This is a genomic window from Microbacterium sp. 70-16 (assembly GCF_001898315.1).
In the GTDB taxonomy this organism is placed as follows: Bacteria; Actinomycetota; Actinomycetes; order Actinomycetales; family Microbacteriaceae; genus Microbacterium.
This window is the reverse complement of sequence record NZ_MKTQ01000026.1, coordinates 173,028-193,187: the sequence shown is the minus strand read 5'-3', so window position 1 is coordinate 193,187 and position 20,160 is coordinate 173,028. Positions and strand designations below refer to the sequence as shown.

Below are 20,160 nucleotides of genomic sequence, written 5' to 3'. Positions count from 1 at the left end.
GGAGTCGTAGAGTCGGGCGCATGACCGGGCTCACCCCTTATCTCCACTTCGACGGCGACGCGCGTGGCGCGCTGGAGTTCTACCGCGACGTGTTCGGCGGCGAGCTCGTCATCAACTCGTATGCCGACTTCGGGCGCGAGGACGGACCCGCGGATGCCGTCGCGCACGGCATGCTGCAGGGTCCCGTCGAGCTGTTCGCGGCGGATGCCGCGCCGGGGGAGGCCACGCTCGCGCTCCGGGGCATCCTGTTCTCGCTGCTCGGCACGGCCGAACCCGCCGAGCTGGAGCGCTGGTTCGCGGCGCTCGCGGAGGGCGGCGAGGTCGTCGATCTGCTGACACTCAAGCCGTGGGGCGACCACGACGGTCAGGTGCGCGACCGCTTCGGGGTGACCTGGCTGATCGGATACCAGGGATGACGGGGGGCGGGGCCGGGGCGGGTGCGGGCGGCGTGGTCGGTGCCGTGGCGGTCGTTGCGGTCGCGGCGTTGCGCGAGCGCGCGGCCGAGCTCGACGCACTGCTCGCGCGGCTCGACGCCGATGAAGCGGCCGTCCGCGAAGACCGGGCGGATGCCACGGCCGACGACGAGCACGATCCCGAGGGATCGACCCTCTCGGGCGAGTGGCAGCGCATCGAGGCCCTGCGCCGGGCGACGGCGTCCGAGCGAGCGGAGGTTGAAGCGGCTCTCGCCCGCGTCGCCGACGGGACGTACGGCGTCTGCGCCGTGTGCGGGCGGGCGATCCCGCCCGAGCGCCTTGAAGTGCGCCCGATGGCGACGACGTGCGTGGCGTGCGCCGCGAGGCGCGCGGGCTGAGGCAGCCTGCGCGGCGCCGGGGCGGCGCGGCCGTCAGCGCGCGGGTCAGGCGGTCTGCCCGGCGGCGCGCGCGGGCCAGCGGGTCAGCGCGCGCGGGTCGAGCCCGCGCCTGCGAGGGCAGGCAGGGCGACGCCGTGCAGGGCGTCGACGAGCGGAGCGAGCTCGGGCTGATCCGCGGCATCCGCCAGCGCACGCTCGAGGGCGTCGTCGTGCAGGGGGAGCGCGCGGTCGTACAGCTTGTGTCCGCTGGGCGTGAGCTCGGTGTAGATGCCGCGACGGTCGTCGGCGCAGAGGATGCGGGTGAGCAGGCCGCGGTCTTCGAGTCGCGTCACGAGGCGCGTCGTGGCGCTCGGGCTGAGTGCGGCGGCGCGGGCGAGTTGCTGCATGCGCATGTGCCAGCCGTCTTGCCGGTTGAGCGCGTCGAGCACGGTGAACTCGACGACCGACAGGTCGACCTCGGTGAGGGCGCGCTCGAGCTCGGACTCGATCAGGCCGTGCAGCGCCGCGAGGGTGCGCCACCCCTGTGCTCGCACCTCAACAGCGTCGTCGCCGATGCCCATGTCACCACTCCTGGAGCCTTCTGAAAAATAGTTGCTTGCGCTGGATGCTTGCGTGTGCAAAGATCTTGTTTGCTCGTGCAGTATCCCGCGCGTGCAACTATCTTAAGCCCTCACCAGTATTTCTCACAAGGAGATCGACATGCCCTTGGGTCTCATCGCCCTCGCCATCGGCGCTTTCGGCATCGGACTGACCGAGTTCGTCATCATGGGCCTGCTGCCCGAGGTCGCCGCCGATTTCGGCGTCACCGAGGCATCCGCCGGCTGGCTCATCTCGGGCTATGCGCTCGCCGTCGCCGTCGGTGCCCTCGGGCTCACCGCCGCGACCACGCGGCTGCCGCGCAAGCCGGTCCTTCTCGGACTCATGGTCCTCTTCATCGCGGGCAACGTGCTCACCGCGGTCGCAGATGACTACAGCATCGCGATGATCGGCCGGATCCTCGCGGCCCTGTGCCACGGCGCGTTCTTCGGCATCGGCTCGGTCGTCGCGGCGGGCCTCGTCGCGCCCGAGAAGCGCGCCGGCGCGATCGCCTTCATGTTCACGGGGCTGACGGTTGCGAACGTGCTGGGAGTGCCGTTCGGCACCTTCCTCGGCCAGCAGTTCGGCTGGCGGTCGACGTTCTGGGTGATCTCCGCGATCGGGGTGTTCGCGCTGCTCGGCATCCTGGCCCTTGTGCCCACCCTGCGCTCCGCGGCGCAGCGCATCAGCCTGCGCAGCGAGCTGCGCGCGTTCCGCTCGGGCCAGGTGTGGCTCTCGCTCGTCGTGACGGTACTCGGCTTCGGCGGCATGTTCGGCGCCTTCACCTACATCGCGTACACGCTCACCGAGGTCACCGGTTTCGCCGCGAGCGCCGTGCCATGGCTGCTCGTGCTGTTCGGCGCGGGACTCGTGCTCGGCAACTGGCTCGGCGGCAAGCTCGCCGACCGCTCGATCGACGCGACGCTCGTCGGATTCATCGCCGCGCTCGCCGTGGTGCTCGTGGCATTCGGTCTCGTCGCGGGATCGCAGCCCGCCGTCATCGTCGTGCTGTTCCTGATGGGCGGATTCGGGTTCGGCACCGTCCCGGGGTTGCAGAGCCGCATCATGAACTACGCGGGCGGCGCGCCCACGCTCGCCTCGGGCGCCAACATCGGCGCGTTCAACCTCGGCAACGCGCTGGGCGCGTGGGCGGGCGGCCTCGGCATCGCCGCGGGTCTCGGCTACACCTCACCCATCTGGATCGGCGCCGCCATCACCGTCGCCGGCCTCGCCGTGATGGTCTTCGCCGCGGCATCCGCCCGTCGGCGGGGTGTGGTGGGGGCTGCTGCCGTGGTGGGGGATGCCTCGGTGCGCGATGGCGCACAGGGTGCGGTGGGGGATGCCTCGGCGCAGGATGCACCGGTGGCGGTCACCCCGTAGGGCGCGGCCCGCGCCGCGGGGGATCCAGGTGGCGCGCCGGACTACCTCAGCCCTCGCGAGATGGTCGGCGGCGCCACCTGCCTTGGGGCCGCGAAATCTGGGTGGCGCGCCGGACCAGTTGCGTGGCACCCAACTGGTCTGCAGCGCCACCTCGATCGCGCGGCCCGAGATAGTGGGCGCAAATGACCCCCTCGCACTGTCTGAGGGGCACATTTGCGCCCACCATTTTGCAGGCAGCAGAAATGGATGCCCCACATGAGGGGGTCATCCAGGTTGAGGGGCGCATTCGCGCCATCCATTTCACTGGACCTCACACTCTCCGGGCCGCTCGCGCCCGGCCCCCCACCCCAAACATGGTCCCGGGCCGGGCCCGCTTCACGTACAGCGGACCCGGCCCGGAGCGGCGCGCGGGGGGCTACGCCGCGGCGAGCGCTTCCGCGGTGGGGGCCACGGAGGTCGCCAGCAGGTCACCCAGCACCCGGTCGATCTGCGGGATGTAGCCCGGGTCGACGGCGAACAGGCCGAGGTGCCCGTGCACGTCGTCGATCACGCGCAGCTCGCTCCCCGGGATCAGCGCCTGCTCGGCGGCGCAGTCGCGCACGGGGAAGAACATGTCCTCGCTGATCGGCATCACGAACACCTTCGCCGTGATGCGACCGAGCGCCGCCGCGAGGTCGCCGCCGGTGTGTCGCGAGACGTCACCGCGCTGCCATTTCCACGCCATCGTCAGCAGATCGTTCGGGTCCATCGCCGTGAAGTACGGCTCGAGGAAGCCGGTCATGAAGGCATCCGCCGACTCGAAGCCGAGCGCCGACCACTTCTCCTGCTTCCAGAACTCCGTCGAGAAGCCCATCGTGCCCCACAGATGCGCCTGGCGCTTCAGCCCCTCGACGACGTCGGCGTTCGACGTGTACTCGCCGCCGTACCAGCCCGGGTCAGACCAGGTCTGCTCGTTGAGCGTCTCGGCGAACAGGAAGTCGTGGGGCGTGTTCTTCGCCGTGCCCGCGATCGGAGCCGCGCGCAGCACCTTCTCGGGGAACCGCACCGCCCATTCATAGGTCTGCTGGGCGCCCATCGACCCGCCGGTGACGAGGGCGAGGCGATGGATGCCGAAGTGCTCGCGCAACAGGCGCTCCTGCGCCACGACGTCGTCGCCGATGCGCACATTCGGGAACCGCGACATCGAGATCGAGTCGTCGTCGGTGTTGTGCGGCGACGTCGACAGCCCGTTGCCGATCTGGTTGACGCACACGATGAAGTAGCGCGAGGGGTCGAGGGCGTGGCCTTCACCGACATAGGTATCCGCCCAGATCTGGTGCGTGCCGGAGTACCACGTCGGGATGAGGATCGCGTTGTCGCGCGCCTCGTTGAGCGTGCCCCAGGTGCGCACCGCGAGCTTCAGGTCGGGGATCGCCCCGCCCTCCTCGAGCTCGAGCCTGCCCACCGAGATGAGCTCGTAGTCCTTGTGCACGGCGTCGGTGTAATACGGGTTGTCGATCATGTTCCACTCCATCGTGGGTCGGGGATCGGGGTGCAGCCAGCATCCGCCGAGGCGCACCCGCGGCGGCACCGACGATGCGGCGCAATCCGCGCGCAGGCACCCGACGAATGGCGGGTCGGGGTGGCGCCGCGGGCGTGACAGCGGGCCGGCGTCAGCGCGCCGCGGGCGCCGCCGCGGGCGCGGGCAATTCGAGCACGTGCGAGTTGCGCAGGCGCCAGCGCAGGAAGGCGATCCCGAGACGCGTGCGACCGAGCCCGCCGAGCGGGTCGAATCCGAGCACGCCCTGCACCGTCTCGACGCGCGTCGTCATCGTCGAATGATGGATGCCGGCGGCCCGCGCCGCCTCGCGCACGGTCGACGTGCGCACGAGTGCGTCGACCGTCGCGGGACCCCACGAGTGCTCCATGATGGCGTTCATGCCCGCGGCATCCCGGTCTGCAGGTTCGTGCTCGGGCAGGTCGGCGAGAAGCTCGGCGAGACCGCCCAGGTCGTCGGCGCGGACGGGCGCGGCGGCGCGGTCGTCGTGCAGGCGCAGCGCGATGAGCGCCGTGCGGAACGATCGCGGCAGGTCGTCGATCGTCGCGATGCCGCCGACGCCGAGCGGCGCGCCGTCGACCTCCGCGTCGGCGAGGATGACGGCGACGTGCACGGGCCCGAACGGGGTCGACACGACGTCCTCGGGTCCCTCGGGGTGGCGTCGCCACGTCGCGAACAACGGGGCGACGGTCACGCGGTACGAGGCACCGGAGGTGAGGCGCAGGCGCGACGCGGCATCCATTCGTTCGATGTGCGGACGCGCGGGATCGACCGCCGTGGCGAAGTCGCGCTGCACGGCGACGCGGTCGAGGCTCGGGTCGAGGCGCAGCCGTAGCGCGAGCGCGAGGCGCTCGAGGATGAGGGCGTCGTTGGCACGTGGATGCCCCGGATCGCGCTCGATCCACGCGACCGCGCCGGAGGTGACCTCGGCCGTCGCGCACTCCGCGGGAGCAGCGCCGGCGAGGGTCTCGCCGCGCGGATCGACCCGCACCGTCACGCCGCCGCGGCGCATGCCGGTCGCCGTTCCCGCGAGGGCGGCCGCCGCGGCGAGCAGGCCGTGCGCGGCGACGCCGCCCGCCATGAGCTCGTCGAAGCACGCGATGACGCGCAGCCCCTCGCTCGCTTCGGGGTCGAGGGCGCGAAGCCGACCGAGCAGTTCCTGCATCCCGCCTCCTTCGCCGTTGTTCGATTATCCGCCGCGGGGCCGCGTCAGTCCACGAGGATGCGCCGCAGCCAGTCGGTGCGCGCCCGGATCATGCCCCGCGAGACCGCCGCATGCGGGGCGAAGATGTCGCACGCGTGGAAGGCGCCGGGCCACACGTGCAGCTCGACGTCGACCCCGACATCCCACAATCGCGCCGCGTAGTCGGCGGTCTCGTCGCGGAAGATCTCGGCCGTGCCGACGTCGAGGAACGTCGGCGGCAGCCCCGCGAGGTCGGTGGCGCGGGCCGGTGCGGCGTACGGCGAGACGTCGTCGGTGCCGACGCGGTCGCCGAGCAGGGCGCGCCAGCCGGTCTCGTTGCTGATCCGGTCCCACACGCCGATGCCGTCGAACGCGCGCGTCGACGCGGTGCGGCCGCGGTCGTCGAGCATGGGGTAGTCGAGCAGCTGCCCGACGAGTGCAGGGCCGCCGCGGTCGCGCGCGGCGAGGGCGACGCCCGCCGCGAGTCCGGCGCCGGCGCTCGCGCCCGCGAGCAGGAGCCGGTCGGCGCGCACGCCGAGCTGCGTCGCGTGCGCGGCGACCCACTCGAGCGAGGCGTAGCAGTCCTCGAACGGGACGGGGTCGGGATGCTCCGGCGCAAGCCGGTATTCGACGGTGATCAGGCGGATGCCGAGGTCGGGCACCCAGGCGAGCGCCGTGTCGAGGCCGCTGAACCGGTCGCCGAACATCATGCCGCCCGAGTGGAACACGAGCACGGTCGGCAGCGGCTGCGCATCGGGGGCGCCTGTCGGCGAGACGACGGATGCCCCGATGCGCGCGCCCCGGTATCCCGCAAACTCGAGGTCGACGGCGTGCAGACGCTGGTCGGCGAGCACCTGCTCGCGCGGCGGAGAGGCATACGACTGGCGCATGAAGGGGACGAGCTCGGGCGTGACCGTCGGCGGAAACACGCCCCCGACGACAGCGAGCGCCGCCTTGAGCTCGGGGTCGATCCGCACGGAGGCCATGGAGCCATTGTGCGGGGTGCGGCGCGTGCGCGGCCAGGGATGGTGGGGGTGGGGGCGGTGGGGTGGGTGCGGTGGTGGGTGGGCGCCGGGTGGGAATGTTGGCGCAAGTGACCCCTCGCCGTGAGGGAGGGGCGCACTTGCGCCATCTTTTCTGGTGGGTCAGGAAAGTGTTGGCGCAAATGAGGGGATGCCTGGGGCTGAGGGGCGCATTTGGGGCATCCATTCTGCGCACGCACGATCCAGGTGGCGCGCCCGACCAGCTCGGGCCTCGTGAGGTGGTCCGTGGTGCCACCTGCTTTCCACCCCGCCGATTCAGGTGGCGCGCCGGACTACCTCGGGCCGCGTGAGATGGTCCGCAGCGCCACCCCGATCGCGCGCCCCGAGATAGTTGGCGCAAGTGAACCCCTCGGCGGGCGGGAGGGGCGCACTTGCGCCATCTTTTCTGGTGGGTCAGGAAAGTGTTGGCGCAAATGAGGGGAGGCCTGGGGATGAGGGGCGCATTTGGGGCATCCATTCTGCGGGTGCCGAATCCAGGTGGCGCGCGCGACCAGCTCAGCGCTCGCGAGCTGGTCCGCAGTGCCACCTGCTTTTCACCCCGCGAATCCGGGTGGCGCGTCGGACCAGCTCAGCACCCGCGAGGTGGTCCGTAGCGCCACCTCGATCGCGCTGAGCGACCCGGCCCAGCGCCGCGCGCCCCCTACGCCGCGCCGCGGGGGCGCACCGTGAGGGTCTGCTGCAGCGTTCCCAGGGGACCTGCGGCATCGTGCAGGATGCTGTGGGTCAGGCCATGGCCGTGCGGGCCGAAGCTGACGGTGGTGTCGAACCCGATCCAGCCGTCGCCGGGCGCGCGGAACAGGTGCGCCGTCAGGTCGAGGTTCGGGAAGTGCACATCCCCGGGTGCGACGCGCGGGGTGATGCCGTTCGCGATGTCGACCACGCCCAGCAGACGCGCCGTCGGGCTCACGGGCTCGTCCAGCAGCAGCGGGATGCCGGGGCGCAGCCAGAATCGCGCGCGGCCGGGCTCCGTCTCGTCCCGCCGGATCTCGACCGTCGTGACGAACCGCCCCGGCCACACCTCTGCCGCCGACCACGCGGGCAGGGTGGAAGGCTCGGGCATCCGCACCAGCGCTGTGCCCGCGACGGCCGCCGTGTCGATGTCGCGTGAGAACCAGGCGCGCGCGATGACGGCGGGTCGGCCTCCGTGGCTCAGGGTGGCTTCGGCCAGCTCGATCGTGCGGCCGGGCCGGATGACCCGCGTCGTGATCTCGACCGTGTCGATCGGCAGCACTCCGAGGATGTCGAACGAGACCCGCGACATCGTCAGCGGATGCCCGTGCCGCGCGCCGTGGTCGCGCTCGAGCACGTGCGTCAGCAGACCGAGCGCCGGGGCGATGTGCTGCTCGTCGGTGTTCCAGGCGCCCTGCACGGCATCCGTCGCGGTGAAGTGGCTGTCATCGAGGCGGCGGAAGTACGCGGTCATGTTCGGATCGTCCGGGGTCATGCGAGGTGTGGCATGCGCCCGACATAAAGGAGCACGAGCAAGAACAGGAGCAGGAGCACGAACAGGAACAGCCCGACCGGATGCCCCGCCTCAGCGGCCGAGCACAGCGCGCGTGCTCGCTTCGGGGGTGAGGTCGATGCGCCGCAGCAGTTGCGCGTTGAGGGCGACGACGACGGTCGACAGCGACATCAGGATCGCCCCGACCGACATCGGCAGCACGAACCCAATGGGGGCGAGTACGCCGGCGGCGAGCGGCACGGAGATGAGGTTGTACCCGGCTGCCCACCAGAGGTTCTGCTTCATCTTGCGGTAGGCGGCGCGCGACAGCTCGATGACCGACAGCACCGATCGCGGGTCGGAGCTCGCGAGGATCACGCCGGCGGAGGCGATCGCCACGTCGGTTCCGGCGCCGATCGCGATGCCGACGTCGGCCTGCGCGAGCGCGGGCGCGTCGTTGACGCCGTCGCCGACCATCGCGACCTTGCGGCCCTCGCGCTGCAGTTCGGCGACCGTGTGCGACTTGTCCTCGGGGCGCACCTGCGCGTAGACGCGGTCGATGCCGAGCTCGTCGCCGACGGCGCGCGCGACGGCATCCGCGTCGCCGGTGATCATGACGACCTGCACGCCGAGCTTGTGCAGTGCCGCGACCGCGTCACGCGATTCGGGGCGGATCTCGTCGGTGAGCTTCAGCCCACCGATCACGACGCCGTCGCGGACGACGTGCAGGATGATCGCGCCCTCGCCGCGCCAGGCGTCGGCAAGGTCGACTTCGCGGGCGCCGACCTCTTCGAGCAGGCGCGGCCCGCCGACGCGGATCTCGGCACCGTCGACCGTGGCGGTGACGCCGACGGCGGGCGACGACGTGAAGCCGGATGCCGAGGGCACGGCCAGTCCCTGCGCCGCACGCACGATGGCCTTCGCGAGCGGGTGCTCGCTGTCGGCCTCCGCCGCGGCGGCGAGGGCGAGGACCTCGTCGGCATCCAGGTCGCCGATCGGTTCGACGGCGGTGACGGTGGGTTCGCCCTTCGTGAGCGTGCCGGTCTTGTCGAACAGGACGGTGTCGACGGTGCGCATGCTCTCCAGGGCGAGGCGGTCCTTCACGAGGACGCCGCCGCGGGCGGCGCGCTCGGTCGCGATCGACACGACGAGCGGGATCGCGAGGCCCAGCGCATGCGGGCACGCGATCACCAGGACCGTGATGGTGCGGACGACCGCGTCGTCGGGGCTGCCGACGAGCGTCCACACGACGGCAGTGATGGCGGCAGCGATCAGCGCGAACCAGAACAGCAGGGCGGCGGCGCGGTCGGCGATCCGCTGCGCACGCGAAGAGGAGTTCTGCGCCTCGGTGACGAGGCGCTGGATGCCCGCGAGGGTCGTGTCGTCGCCGGTCGCGGTGACCTCGACGCGCAGGCCCGAGTCGGTCGCGACGGTGCCCGCCGTGACGGAGTCGCCGACGGTGCGGGCGACGGTACGGGACTCACCGGTGACCATGGACTCGTCGATGTCGGCACGGCCGTCGACGATGGTGCCGTCGGCGGGGACGCTGCCGCCGGGACGCACGACGACGACATCGCCGACGCGCAGGTCGGCGGGTGCGACCGTGACGATCTGATCGCCCTCGACCCGCTCGGCCTCGTCGGGCAGCAGCGCCGCGAGGGAGTCGAGCGCGGAACTCGTCTGCGCGAGCGACCGCATCTCGATCCAGTGGCCGAGCAGCATGATGACGATCAGCAGGGCGAGCTCCCACCAGAACTCGAGTTCGTGATCCAGGATGCCGAGGGTCGCGCCCCACGACGCGAAGAACGCGACCGTGATCGCGAGGCCGATCAGGAGCATCATCCCCGGCCTGCGGGTGCGCAACTCGCTGACCGCTCCGGTGAGGAACGGCCAGCCGCCCCACACGTACATGACGGTGCCGAGCAGCGGCGCGATCCACGTCGCCCAGCCCGGGACCTCGTAGCCGAGGATCATCGCGAACATCGGCGACAGCGCGACCACCGGGATGCCGATGATCAGGTTGATCCAGAACAGCCGACGGAACTGCCCGACGTGATCCCCGTGGCCGCCGCGGCCGCCGTGCCCGCCGTGACCCATGGCCGAGTGGTCCATCCCCGCCATCCCCGCGTGCGCGGAGTGGTCCATGCCCGCGTGGGCGGAATGGTCCATCCCTGCGTGCGCGGAGTGGTCCATCCCCGCGTGCGCGGAGTGGTCCATCCCCGCGTGCGCGGAGTGGTCCTCAGGCATCCGATGGTGTGCGTGCGGGTCGGTCATCGCCGTACTCCTCTCAACAGACGCGGTCAGCAGCAGACGCGGTCAGCGCGCGGTGCTGCGGAAGGTCCGCAGTCGCAGGCTGTTGCCCACGACGAACACGCTCGACAGCGCCATCGCAGCACCCGCGAGCATGGGGTTCAGAAGCCCCAGCGCGGCGATCGGGATCGCGGCCGTGTTGTATGCGAACGCCCAGAACAGGTTGGTCTTGATCGTGCCGAGCGTCTTGCGTGACAGGCGGATCGCATCGACCGCGCTGCGCAGGTCTCCGCGCACGAGGGTGATATCGGATGCCTCGATCGCGACGTCGGTGCCCGTGCCCATCGCGAGGCCCAGGTCGGCCTGCGCGAGAGCGGGGGCGTCGTTGACACCGTCGCCGACCATCGCGACGACCTTGCCCTCGCCCTGCAGTCGGGTGATGACGTCGAGCTTGTCCTTCGGCAGCACCTCGGCGATCACCTGATCGATCCCGACCTCAGTGGCGATCCGGCGGGCGACCGTCTCGTTGTCACCGGTGAGCAGTACAGGCGTGAGGCCGAGCGCCTTGAGCTGCGCGATCGCCTCGGCGCTCGTCGGCTTGACCGTGTCGGCGACGATCAGGATGCCGCGTGCGGCCCCGTCCCATCCGACGGCGACGACGGTCTTGCCCTCGCCCTCGGCCTGCGCCTTCGTGGCGGCGATCTCGGGGGTCAAGTGCAGCGACCACTCGGCGAGCAGCGACTCGCGGCCGACGAGCACGGCGTGGCCGTCGACGACGCCCTGCACGCCCTTGCCCTCGAGGTTGGTGAACCCCTCGACGGCCGGGAGCGTTTCGTCTCGGGCCTGCGGCCCTCGCTCAACGACCGGGGGGAGGCTGTTGTTCGCGGTGCGGGCGGAGCGCTCTCGGGCCGCGCGCGCGATCGCCTGGGCGATCGGGTGCTCTGAGGCATCCTCGAGTGCGCCGGCAAGGCGCAGCAGCTCTTCGCGATCCACACCGGGCTCGGCGATGACGTCGACCAGAGTCATCTTGCCGGTGGTCACGGTGCCGGTCTTGTCGAGCACGACGGTGTCGACCTTGCGGGTGGACTCCAGGACCTCGGGGCCCTTGATCAGGATGCCCAGCTGCGCGCCGCGGCCCGTGCCGACGAGCAGCGCCGTCGGGGTCGCGAGTCCCAGGGCGCACGGGCACGCGATCACGAGCACCGCGACGGCGGCCGTGAACGCGGCCGAGGCCGGGAACCCGGCGATCAGCCACGCGGCGAGCGTGACGAGGGCGATGCCGATCGCGATCGGGACGAAGACGCCCGAGATCCGGTCGGCGAGGCGCTGCACGTCGGCCTTGCCTGACTGGGCATCCTCGACAAGCTTCGCCATCTGGGCGAGCTGCGTGTCGGAGCCGACGCGCGTCGCGCGCACCACGAGGCGGCCGCCCGCGTTGACGGTGGCGCCCGTGACGGCATCCCCTTCGGCAACCTCGACCGGCACCGACTCGCCCGTCAGCATCGAGGCGTCGACGGCGGACGTGCCCGAGACGACGACGCCATCGGTCGCGATCTTCTCGCCGGGGCGCACGACGAACTCGTCGCCGACGCGCAGGTCATCGATCGAGATCCTGGTCTCGACACCGCCGCGCAGGACCGCGACCTCCTTCGCCCCGAGCTCGAGGAGGGCCCGCAGGGCGGCCCCCGCGTGCCGCTTCGCGCGCTTCTCGAAGTAGCGGCCCGCAAGGATGAACATCGTCACGCCGGCGGCGACCTCGAGGTAGATGTTCGCCGTGCCGTCCGACGGCGCGAGGGTGAGCTCGAACTCGTGGGTCATGCCGGGCATGCCCGCCGTTCCGAAGAAGAGGGCGTACAGCGACCACAGGAAGGCGGCGCCCGTGCCCATCGAGATGAGCGTGTCCATCGTCGCGGCGCCGTGGCGCAGGTTGATCCACGCGGCGCGGTGGAACGGCCATGCGCCCCACACAACGACGGGCGCCGCGAGGGTGAGCGACGCCCACTGCCAGTAGGTGAACTGGAGCGCGGGGATCATCGCCATGAGGATCACCGGCACCGACAGGACGGTCGAGACGATCAGGCGCGTGCGCAGGCTCTTGAGCTCGGGGTCTTCGGGGTCGGCGCTGTCTGAGGCATCCTGCTTCGTGACCTTCGGCGCAGGCAGGGCTGCCGTGTAGCCGGTCTTCTCGACCTCGGCGATGAGCGCGGCGGGGTCGTAGCCCGCGGGGACGGTGACCTTCGCCTTCTCGGTGGCGTAGTTGACGGATGCCGCGACGCCGTCGAGCTTGTTCAGCTTGCGCTCGATGCGGTTCGCGCACGACGCGCAGGTCATCCCGCCGATCTCAAGCTCGTAGCTCGCGTCTGCAGTGGATGCCGGGGTGCTCATCACAGTCCTTCCTCGGGGGTGCTGGGTGGTCGGGATGGTGGGGTCGCGGCGCGGGCCCCGCGGGGCTTAGACGCGTACGGCCGAGTATCCCGCTTCGGTGACGGCTGCCAGCACGGCGGCGTCGTCAAGGTCGGATGCCGCGGTCACGACGAGCTTGCCGCTCTGCGCGCTGACCTGGATGTCCTCCACACCGGCGATCTGCTCGACCTCTTCGCGCACCGACATCTCGCAGTGTCCGCACGTCATCCCGGTCACCTGGTACTCGGTCGTCGTCATGTCATGTTCCTCTCATCGGGGTACCCCTGGCAGGTATCTACAGGGCACAACTCTAGTACCCCCCAGGGGTATTCCCGCAGGTGCGAAACCGTGTCTATTCGGCGGTGCCTGCAGGAGGGAGGTGGTGCGCCGGACCAGCTCGATGCGCGTGAGTCGGTCCGCAGCGCCACCGGGATGGGTGGCGGGCGCAATTCCGTTCACAAGACCCCTTGACACGCGGCATCCGTCGTCGTAACGTACAACCAAATGGTTGTACAAAATGAGTTGAGCGACGATGAGATCGACCGTGTGTTCCACGCCCTGGCGCAGGCCACGCGGCGCGACATCGTGCGGCGCACCCTGGCGGGCGAACAGTCCGTCTCGGCGCTCGCCGCGGAATACGACATGTCGTTCGCGGCGGTACAGAAGCACGTGGCCGTCCTCGAAGCCGCTCAGCTCATCGTCAAGCGCGCCGAGGGCCGGGAACGCCTCGTCCGCGCGGATCCTGTCATGATCGCCCGCGCCCGCGCACTGCTGGCGCGCTACGAGGACCTCTGGCGAGCACGCATCGACCGCCTCGATGCGCTGCTGGCTGAGCCCGACCCTGGCCCCTCGACGGGGACGAAAGACCCACACAAAGGAGAGTGACATGCCTGTCACCGACATCACGACCGACGCCGACAACCTCACGATGACCCTCACCGCCGACTTCGACGCCCCCGTCGAGCGGCTCTGGAAGGCCTTCACCGACCCGCGCCAGCTCGAGCGATTCTGGGGCCCTCCCGGCTGGCCGGCGACATTCACCCAGTTCGACTTCGCGGTCGGCGGGCGCGCGCGGTACCACATGACGAGCCCGCAGGGCGAGCCGTCGCGCGGCGCATGGGAGTTCCTCGCGATCAGCGAGCCGACCGGCTTCGAGGTGCTCGACAACTTCACCGACGCCGACGGCACCGTGTTCGAGGACTTCCCCTCGATGCGCATGGTGTTCCGGTTCGAGGCGACGGGTGCGGGGTCGCGCCTGCTCAACACGACGTACTTCGCGTCGCTCGAGGGCCTCGAGCAGGCCGTCGCGATGGGCGCCGTCGAAGGCTCGCGCATGGCGATGGACCAGTTGGATGCCGTGCTGCAGGACCTCCGCGCGTACGCGCAGGGCAAGGGCACCCGCACCGAGGTCCTCGACGACCAGCACGTGCGTATCACCCGCCTCATCGACGGCCCGCAGGAGCTCGTCTGGCGCGCGCACCACGAGCCCGAGCTGCTCAAGACGTGGCTCCTCGGACCCGACGGCTGGACGATGATCGAGTGCGAGGTCGGCGACACGTATCGCTACGTCTGGCAGCGCGGCGACGATGAGGCGACCCGCTTCGGTTTCGAGGGCGAGACCGTGCTGAGCGACCCCATCCGGCGCTCGGTCTCGACCGAGAAGATGATCGGCACCGACGGGCCCGCGACGGTCAACGACCTGATGCTCTATGAAGAGGACGGCGCGACCCTGCTGACCCTCATCATCGAGTACCCGGATGCCGCGACCCGCGACGCCATCCTCGCCACCGGCATGACCGACGGCATGGAAGCCTCGTACGCGCGGCTGGAGGCGACCGTCCTCGCGGGGGTGTGAGCTGCGGCATCCTCTCGCTTCGGGCGTCTCGCTGGAACGCAACTGCAAGGCCTGACGGCCGACACGCCGCCCCACACGCGCTGTGGGGCGGCGTGTCGCGTGCGCGGCCTTGCAGTTCGGGTGGGCGTTCGGCGGGGCTTCGACCCCAGCTGACGCCATCGCCTCCTCCACAATCGGCCCTCGCAGAAGTTGTCCACAATCTGCCGTTGACCTGGGATTCGTCGACTCACAGTGTCGGAGGCCCTCGGCAGAATCGAGGGTATGGACCTCCTCGCACAGCACCTCGAAGACCTGCGGTCGCAGGCGCTCGCGGTGCTGCGCGTGGCGGATGCCGAGCGCGCATTCGAGCGCGCCAGTGAGGGCGAACTCGCGCTGCAGCTCGGGGCGATCGCCGAGATCGGGCGCCTCACCGAAGCGTTGCTGATTGACGCCGTCGGCGAGGTGGCCCGGCGGTCCGGGGCGGCGGTGCGTGACGACCGGATGACGTCACATCTGGGATGCCGCGACGTCGTCGAGCTCGTGCAGCAGATCACGCGTGTCGCGCCGCACACCGCGGCACGGCTGCAGCGCGCGGCGCTGACGGTGCGCCCCGAGATCAGCGACACGACGGGCGAGAAGCTGGCAGCGCCCTTCCCCTCGGTGCGTGCCGCGATGCTCGACGGAGTCGTCGGTGCCGACGGCATCCTTGCGATCACGGGTCCGCTGCAGGCCACCGCTCCGCGCGTCCCGGCGTCGGCGCGGGCGGAGGCTGCCGAGATCGTCGTCGCCGAAGCGCGCGGTGAGGGCCCTGGCGGCGCGCCACCCGCGTGCGCCGAGCTGCTGAAGATCCATGCGCAGACGTGGGCACTCGCACTCGACCCGGACGGGGCCGAGCCCCGCGAGCGCGTCGCGGAGCGCAAGCGCGCCCTCATCCTCGGAGTCGCGACACCCGCCGGCGTTCCCGTGCGCGGTCACCTGGTACCCGAGGTCGCGGCGCAACTGCAGCTGATCTTCGATGCGCACCAGGCCCCGACGGTCGTCTTCACCGACCCGTACGCCGAAGCTGACGATGCGACCGATGCCCCGCTCGATCTGCGCACGAGAGCGCAGAAACAGCACGACGCGTTCGCGGCCGCGCTGGGCGTCGCCGCCTCGAGCGGGCTGCTGCCCACGATCGGCGGGTACGCCCCGACGCTTGTCGTATCGGTGGATGCCGCGGACATGGCATCCGGCACCGGCTACGCGCACCTGCAGGGGTGCGACCAGCCGATCTCGATCGCCGTCGCCCGCCACATCGCCTGCTCGGGGACGATCCAGCGGATCACGAGCCGCGACGACGGTCGGCACCGAAGAGCGCATCTTCAACCGTTACCAGCGCCGCGCGATCGCGCTGCGCGACGGCGGGTGCATCATTCCGGGCTGCGGAGTGCCGGCCGGGTGGTGCGAGATCCACCACGTCACCGAGTACGCCCGCGGCGGTCCGACGCATACGGACAACGGCGTGATGCTCTGCTGGTATCACCACCGCTTCCTCGAACGGATCGGCTGGAAGATCCGCATGAATGGCGGCGTGCCCGAGGTGCAGGCACCCGTTTGGTACGACACCTCATTGCGGTGGCGAAGGACGACGACCTCGCCGGTGAGGCTCAAGAAGCAGGTGCTGCGGACGTGAGTGCGCGGGGTCGCGGTTCGTCGCGAGGGAATGCGATCGCCGTGTGTTCATCGCTTCCTCCACAGGTGCCTGATTTTCGCGATCCGGGCTGTGGGCCTGTGGATAACGGATTTCCGGCGTGCGTGGCCGTCAATCTGGGCGCATGAAAACGTACGAAGAAACCCCGCCCATGACCGACGACATCGTGCTGCAGGAGTGGCTCGGCGAGATGCTCGAGCGCGCGCTCGTGCATCGAGTCTGGCTCTTTTTCCTCGACGGTGACGACCGTGTGCAGCGGACGATGATGCCGATCGACGACTACCCGGCCGACCCGAACCGGGCGTGCGTCACTCCTGACCTGGGCATGTGCACGCACGCCGAGGTGTTCGCGAGCCGCTTCGCCGACATGATGGGAGTGCTCGATGCCACCCAGATCGTCCTCGTCTGGGAGCGGCGTGGCAAAGCGGCGCTCAGCACGCGTGACGCGAAGTGGCCGACGGCGCTCGGGCGAGCCCTGCGGGCAGAGGGTGTGCAAGTGCGGGGGCAGTTCCTGCTGCACAGCCGCGGCGTGCGCCAGCTCACGCCCGACGACCTGCCCGAGCTGATCGGGTAGACCTGCCCTCGCCACACCGCCGCCCTGACGGCCGAACGAGAGCGGGTCGAGCATCCGATCACGGTGCAGGATGCCCAGACCGCGGGCATCGCGCGGTCGCGAGCTTTCGCGCTCGCCACCCGCAACACGCGTGACTTCGCAGACACCGGAGTCGAGCTCGTCGCCCCGTGGCGCTCCTAGCGGATCAGCTCTCCGCGGCGCCGGCGGCGCCCGTAGCGTCGGTCGTCGCCGCAGCGTCCGTGCCGGCCGCCGGGGCATCCGCCGGCGCGGCACCCGCCGACGCGGCATCCGCACTCGCGGCACCCGCACTCGCGGCACCCGCACCCGCGGCATCCGCCCGCTTCTTGCGCTGCGCCTTCGCGGGGCGGATCGCTGGCACGTCGCCCACGATCGGCACGGGCGTGCGGTGCAGGCGGAACCCATACCGGGCGAGCAGGCCGACCATCACCTGCAGGCGGTTGCGGGGCCCGAGCAGGCTCGCGATGTGCACGAACAGCCACGTCGACCACGCCGTGAATCCCGTGAGCGGGATGATCGCGCGCAGGAACGGCACCTTCTGCAGGATGCCGATGTAGTGCAGCACCGGCAGGTTCGCGATGCCGGGCACCTCGCCGACGGCGGCGCGGCGCCCGATGATCGCCAGCTGACCCTTGTCGTAGTACGAGAATGACTGCGTCGCCTGCCCGTCGATCAGACGCCGGATCTGCCGGGCGACGTGCTCACCACCCTGGATCGCGGGCTGCGCGAGCTGCGGGAAATCCTGCGGCGCGATCGCGACGTCACCGGCGGCGAAGACTCCCGGCAGGCCCACGACCTGCAGGTCTTCGCCCACGCGGATCCGGTTGCCGCCGTCAAGTGGCAGGCTCCACTCGCGCACCTCCTCGTGCGGTGCGACACCCGTCGCCCAGATCGTAAGATCTGCGGGCAGCACCGTGCCGTCGCTGAGCCGAACCGAATCGGGGCAGACCTCTTCGACGCCGGCGCCCAGGCGCACCTCGACGTGGCGCTTTCGCAACTGCTCGGTCGCGTACTTCCGCAGCTTCGGCAGGAAGGGCTTGAGGATCTCGCTGCGCTGCACGAGCGTGATGCGGAACGCCCCGCCCTGCAGCTCCGGATACGCGGGCGCGAGGCCCTGATCGCGCAGCTCGGCGAGCGATCCCGCCATCTCGACGCCCGTCGGGCCACCGCCGATCACGACGACCGACAGCCCCCGATCACGATCCGGCTGGGCCGCCGCCTTCTCGAGGCGCGTGAACAGCGTGTCGCGAATCGCGATCGCTTGCGACCGCGAGTACACCGCGAACGAGTTCTCCTTCGCGCCGGGCGTGCCGTGGTACGCCGTCGTCACTCCCGTGGCGATGAGCAGGTAGTCGTAGGCGAGTTCCTGCCCGTCGAGCAGGCGGATGGTGCGGGCATCCGTATCGATCTCCATGAGGTGCTCGTGCACGACGTCGAGATTCGGCTGGTGCACGCGCAGGCTGCGCAGGAAGTGCGTCACATCGCCCGGGTTCAGGCCGCCCGTCGCCACCTGGTACAGCAGCGGCTGGAACGTGTTGTACACCCGGCGGTCGATGAGCGTCACGCGCACCGGCGCGTTCTTCAGCGCCCGTGCGGCACTGACACCGGCGAAGCCTCCGCCGATGATGACGACGTGCGCGGTCATGCTTTGGCGAGGGCGTCTTCGAGGGCGACCCATGCGAGCATGGCGCACTTGACCCGGGCGGAGAACTTCGAGACGCCGGTCAGCGCGGCGGCGTCTCCGTAGACGTCTTCGTCCAGTTCGATCTGGCCGCGTGAGCGCAGCGCCTCGCGGAAGCCCTCGATGAGCGTGATCGCCTCACCACGGCTGAGGTCCTCTTCGCCGACGAGGTCGGCGAGCATCGAAGCGGATGCCTGCGAGATCGAGCAGCCCCGACCTTCCCAGGTCACATCCGCGATCTGCTCGCCGTCGACGCGGGCGCGCAACGTGATCTCGTCACCGCACACGGGGTTCTTCTGGTGCGAAGTCCCGGTGTGGTCGGCGTCGGGCGCGAGCCCGAAGTGCTGCGGGTGCTTCGAGTGATCGAGGATCAACTCGCGATAGAGGGCGTCCAGATCGTCGCTCATGTCAGACTCCGAAGTAGGGGCGTATGCCGGTGACGGCATCGAGGAAAGTATCGACGTCGTCGACGGTGTTGTACAAGGCCGCGCTCGCCCGAACGGATGCCGTGACGCCGTACCGGCTGTGCAACGGCGCCGCGCAGTGGTGACCGACCCGCACCGCGATGCCGCGCGCGTCGAGGAACTGGCCCGCGTCGTGCGCGTGCACTCCCTCGACATCGAACGCCCACAGCCCGACCCGCTCTGCGGCAGCATCGCCCAGCAGCCGGATGCCCGGGATCTCGACGAGTCCCGCGCGCATGCGCGCCGCAAGCATGCTCTCGTGCACATGGATGCGCTCGAGACCCACCGCGTCGAGGTAGCGCACGGCGGCGGCGAGTCCGATCGCGGGGCCGATCGGCTGCGTTCCCGCCTCGAACCGCTGCGGCGGCGGCAGGAACTCGGCCCCATCGAGCGTCACCGTCGTGATCATCGAGCCGCCGGTGAGGAATGGCGGCATCGCCTCGAGCACCTCCGCGCGGCCGTACAGTCCGCCCACGCCGTAGGGGCCGAGCATCTTGTGGCCGCTGAACACGGCGAGGTCGACGCCGAGCGCCGGCAAGTCCAGGCGCAGGTGCGGAGCAGACTGGCAGGCATCCATCACCGTCAGTGCGCCGACGCCGCGGGCGAGCGCGATGAGGTCGGCGACCGGGTTGACGATGCCGAGCACGTTCGAGACGTGCGTGAACGCGACGACCCGGGTGCGCTCGCGGATGAGGTCGGCGGCCGCCTCGAGGTCGAGCGTGCCGTCGCCGTGCGCCGGGATGTGCCGCAGCACCGCGCCGGTGCGCGCGGCGAGTTCCTGCCACGGGATGAGGTTCGCGTGGTGCTCGATCTCGGTCGTGACGATCTCATCGCCCGGGCGCAGTGCGAGCGAAGCGGATGCCGGTGCCCCGCGCCCGACCGACGCGTTGCCGATCGAGTACGCGACGAGGTTGAGCCCCATCGTCGCGCCGCTGGTCCAGACGAGTTGTTCGGGTTCTGCGCCGACGAAGCCGGCGACGGTGGCCCGGGCATCCTCGAACAGCTCCGTCGCCTCAGCGGCGAGCGTATGCGCGCCGCGGTGCACGGCGGCGTTGGTGTGTGTGAGGAACTCGCGCTCGGCGTCCAGCACGGCCAGCGGACGTTGACTGGTCGCGGCCGAGTCGAGATACACGAGGCGGTGCCCGTTCACCTGTTCGCTGAGGATCGGGAAGTCCTCGCGCAGGTGGGCCGCGTCCAGGGGTGTCGCGTCCGCCTGGGTCGCCTCGGTGGTCGCTGTAGTCACGCTTCTAGGCTACGCCCCGGCAGAGAGGCGGG

18 protein-coding genes are annotated in these 20,160 nt (G+C 70.7%); 7 read left to right on the top strand and 11 right to left on the bottom strand.

Annotation, left to right across the window (positions count from 1 at the left end):
- Nucleotides 1–20: 20 nt before the first annotated feature.
- Nucleotides 21–416, top strand: coding sequence for a VOC family protein (locus tag BGO46_RS11690; RefSeq protein WP_292673707.1), 396 nt, complete (start codon nucleotides 21–23; stop codon nucleotides 414–416).
- On the top strand, nucleotides 413–811 hold the full coding sequence (locus BGO46_RS11685; protein ID WP_292673709.1) for a TraR/DksA C4-type zinc finger protein: 399 nt from the start codon (nucleotides 413–415) through the stop codon (nucleotides 809–811). Before BGO46_RS11690 ends, BGO46_RS11685 begins: the two co-directional genes overlap by 4 nt.
- An 83-nt stretch (nucleotides 812–894) precedes the next feature.
- Here the strand turns inward: BGO46_RS11685 and BGO46_RS11680 are convergent, their stop codons facing one another.
- Nucleotides 895–1,371: a MarR family transcriptional regulator gene (locus BGO46_RS11680; RefSeq protein WP_292673714.1), complete on the bottom strand. Its 477-nt coding sequence runs from the start codon at nucleotides 1,369–1,371 to the stop codon at nucleotides 895–897.
- 139 nt (nucleotides 1,372–1,510) lie between these two features.
- On the opposite strand from BGO46_RS11680, the gene BGO46_RS11675 reads away from it, so the two are divergent.
- Nucleotides 1,511–2,767: an MFS transporter gene (locus BGO46_RS11675; protein WP_292673718.1), complete on the top strand. Its 1,257-nt coding sequence runs from the start codon at nucleotides 1,511–1,513 to the stop codon at nucleotides 2,765–2,767.
- Between the two features lie 415 nt (nucleotides 2,768–3,182).
- Here BGO46_RS11675 and BGO46_RS11670 read toward each other — a convergent pair whose 3' ends face one another.
- From BGO46_RS11670 to BGO46_RS11640, 7 genes are all read right to left on the bottom strand, one after another.
- Nucleotides 3,183–4,268: an alpha/beta fold hydrolase gene (locus tag BGO46_RS11670; protein WP_292673720.1), complete on the bottom strand. Its 1,086-nt coding sequence runs from the start codon at nucleotides 4,266–4,268 to the stop codon at nucleotides 3,183–3,185.
- A gap of 151 nt (nucleotides 4,269–4,419) precedes the next feature.
- A complete protein-coding gene (locus tag BGO46_RS11665; RefSeq protein WP_292673722.1) occupies nucleotides 4,420–5,469 on the bottom strand; it encodes a hypothetical protein in 1,050 nt (349 codons plus the stop codon).
- A gap of 44 nt (nucleotides 5,470–5,513) precedes the next feature.
- The gene (locus BGO46_RS11660) at nucleotides 5,514–6,473 is read right to left on the bottom strand and encodes an alpha/beta hydrolase fold domain-containing protein (protein WP_292673724.1); all 960 of its coding nucleotides are present in this window, start codon (nucleotides 6,471–6,473) and stop codon (nucleotides 5,514–5,516) included.
- Between the two features lie 697 nt (nucleotides 6,474–7,170).
- On the bottom strand, nucleotides 7,171–7,953 hold the full coding sequence (locus BGO46_RS11655) for a thioesterase family protein (RefSeq protein WP_292673727.1): 783 nt from the start codon (nucleotides 7,951–7,953) through the stop codon (nucleotides 7,171–7,173).
- Between the two features lie 111 nt (nucleotides 7,954–8,064).
- Nucleotides 8,065–10,083 (bottom strand): heavy metal translocating P-type ATPase, encoded by a 2,019-nt coding sequence (locus BGO46_RS11650; protein WP_292674240.1) that lies wholly within the window; start codon nucleotides 10,081–10,083, stop codon nucleotides 8,065–8,067.
- Between the two features lie 204 nt (nucleotides 10,084–10,287).
- On the bottom strand, nucleotides 10,288–12,606 hold the full coding sequence (locus tag BGO46_RS11645) for a heavy metal translocating P-type ATPase (protein WP_292673730.1): 2,319 nt from the start codon (nucleotides 12,604–12,606) through the stop codon (nucleotides 10,288–10,290).
- A gap of 66 nt (nucleotides 12,607–12,672) precedes the next feature.
- Nucleotides 12,673–12,882 carry a heavy-metal-associated domain-containing protein gene (locus BGO46_RS11640; protein ID WP_292673733.1) on the bottom strand — a complete coding sequence of 70 codons (210 nt, stop codon included), beginning with the start codon at nucleotides 12,880–12,882 and terminating at the stop codon, nucleotides 12,673–12,675.
- Between the two features lie 246 nt (nucleotides 12,883–13,128).
- Here BGO46_RS11640 and BGO46_RS11635 point away from each other — a divergent pair, with 246 nt between their 5' ends.
- The 4 genes from BGO46_RS11635 (at nucleotide 13,129) to BGO46_RS11620 (ending at nucleotide 16,722) form a co-directional block, all read left to right on the top strand.
- Nucleotides 13,129–13,509 carry a metalloregulator ArsR/SmtB family transcription factor gene (locus BGO46_RS11635; protein ID WP_292673737.1) on the top strand — a complete coding sequence of 127 codons (381 nt, stop codon included), beginning with the start codon at nucleotides 13,129–13,131 and terminating at the stop codon, nucleotides 13,507–13,509.
- A gap of 1 nt (nucleotide 13,510) precedes the next feature.
- Nucleotides 13,511–14,479 (top strand): SRPBCC family protein, encoded by a 969-nt coding sequence (locus tag BGO46_RS11630; protein WP_292673739.1) that lies wholly within the window; start codon nucleotides 13,511–13,513, stop codon nucleotides 14,477–14,479.
- 261 nt (nucleotides 14,480–14,740) lie between these two features.
- Entirely contained in the window at nucleotides 14,741–16,276 is a 1,536-nt protein-coding gene (locus BGO46_RS11625) for a DUF222 domain-containing protein (RefSeq protein ID WP_292673742.1), read from the top strand.
- A 23-nt stretch (nucleotides 16,277–16,299) separates the two neighbouring features.
- Nucleotides 16,300–16,722, top strand: coding sequence for a hypothetical protein (locus BGO46_RS11620; protein ID WP_292673745.1), 423 nt, complete (start codon nucleotides 16,300–16,302; stop codon nucleotides 16,720–16,722).
- A gap of 184 nt (nucleotides 16,723–16,906) precedes the next feature.
- On the opposite strand, the gene BGO46_RS11615 is transcribed toward BGO46_RS11620, so the two are convergent.
- The 3 genes from BGO46_RS11615 to BGO46_RS11605 are packed head-to-tail and all read right to left on the bottom strand — an operon-like array spanning nucleotide 16,907 to nucleotide 20,128.
- Nucleotides 16,907–18,385, bottom strand: coding sequence for an NAD(P)/FAD-dependent oxidoreductase (locus BGO46_RS11615; protein WP_292673747.1), 1,479 nt, complete (start codon nucleotides 18,383–18,385; stop codon nucleotides 16,907–16,909).
- Nucleotides 18,382–18,828, bottom strand: coding sequence for a Fe-S cluster assembly sulfur transfer protein SufU (gene sufU / locus BGO46_RS11610; protein ID WP_292673748.1), 447 nt, complete (start codon nucleotides 18,826–18,828; stop codon nucleotides 18,382–18,384). The genes BGO46_RS11615 and sufU overlap by 4 nt, the downstream gene beginning before the upstream one ends.
- A 1-nt stretch (nucleotide 18,829) precedes the next feature.
- The gene (locus tag BGO46_RS11605; protein WP_292673751.1) at nucleotides 18,830–20,128 is read right to left on the bottom strand and encodes a SufS family cysteine desulfurase; all 1,299 of its coding nucleotides are present in this window, start codon (nucleotides 20,126–20,128) and stop codon (nucleotides 18,830–18,832) included.
- Between the last annotated feature and the right edge of the window lie 32 nt (nucleotides 20,129–20,160).

Coding starts and splice junctions, on each gene's coding strand:
- BGO46_RS11640 (WP_292673733.1), bottom strand. CDS start 12,882: ATGACGACGACCGAGTACCAGGTGACCGGGATGACGTGCGGACACTGC.
- BGO46_RS11685 (WP_292673709.1), top strand. CDS start 413: ATGACGGGGGGCGGGGCCGGGGCGGGTGCGGGCGGCGTGGTCGGTGCC.
- BGO46_RS11630 (WP_292673739.1), top strand. CDS start 13,511: ATGCCTGTCACCGACATCACGACCGACGCCGACAACCTCACGATGACC.
- BGO46_RS11650 (WP_292674240.1), bottom strand. CDS start 10,083: ATGGACCACTCGGCCATGGGTCACGGCGGGCACGGCGGCCGCGGCGGC.
- BGO46_RS11645 (WP_292673730.1), bottom strand. CDS start 12,606: ATGAGCACCCCGGCATCCACTGCAGACGCGAGCTACGAGCTTGAGATC.
- BGO46_RS11635 (WP_292673737.1), top strand. CDS start 13,129: ATGGTTGTACAAAATGAGTTGAGCGACGATGAGATCGACCGTGTGTTC.
- BGO46_RS11620 (WP_292673745.1), top strand. CDS start 16,300: ATGACCGACGACATCGTGCTGCAGGAGTGGCTCGGCGAGATGCTCGAG.
- BGO46_RS11680 (WP_292673714.1), bottom strand. CDS start 1,371: ATGGGCATCGGCGACGACGCTGTTGAGGTGCGAGCACAGGGGTGGCGC.
- BGO46_RS11690 (WP_292673707.1), top strand. CDS start 21: ATGACCGGGCTCACCCCTTATCTCCACTTCGACGGCGACGCGCGTGGC.
- sufU (WP_292673748.1), bottom strand. CDS start 18,828: ATGAGCGACGATCTGGACGCCCTCTATCGCGAGTTGATCCTCGATCAC.
- BGO46_RS11675 (WP_292673718.1), top strand. CDS start 1,511: ATGCCCTTGGGTCTCATCGCCCTCGCCATCGGCGCTTTCGGCATCGGA.
- BGO46_RS11625 (WP_292673742.1), top strand. CDS start 14,741: ATGGACCTCCTCGCACAGCACCTCGAAGACCTGCGGTCGCAGGCGCTC.
- BGO46_RS11670 (WP_292673720.1), bottom strand. CDS start 4,268: ATGATCGACAACCCGTATTACACCGACGCCGTGCACAAGGACTACGAG.
- BGO46_RS11665 (WP_292673722.1), bottom strand. CDS start 5,469: ATGCAGGAACTGCTCGGTCGGCTTCGCGCCCTCGACCCCGAAGCGAGC.
- BGO46_RS11655 (WP_292673727.1), bottom strand. CDS start 7,953: ATGACCGCGTACTTCCGCCGCCTCGATGACAGCCACTTCACCGCGACG.
- BGO46_RS11615 (WP_292673747.1), bottom strand. CDS start 18,385: ATGACCGCGCACGTCGTCATCATCGGCGGAGGCTTCGCCGGTGTCAGT.
- BGO46_RS11660 (WP_292673724.1), bottom strand. CDS start 6,473: ATGGCCTCCGTGCGGATCGACCCCGAGCTCAAGGCGGCGCTCGCTGTC.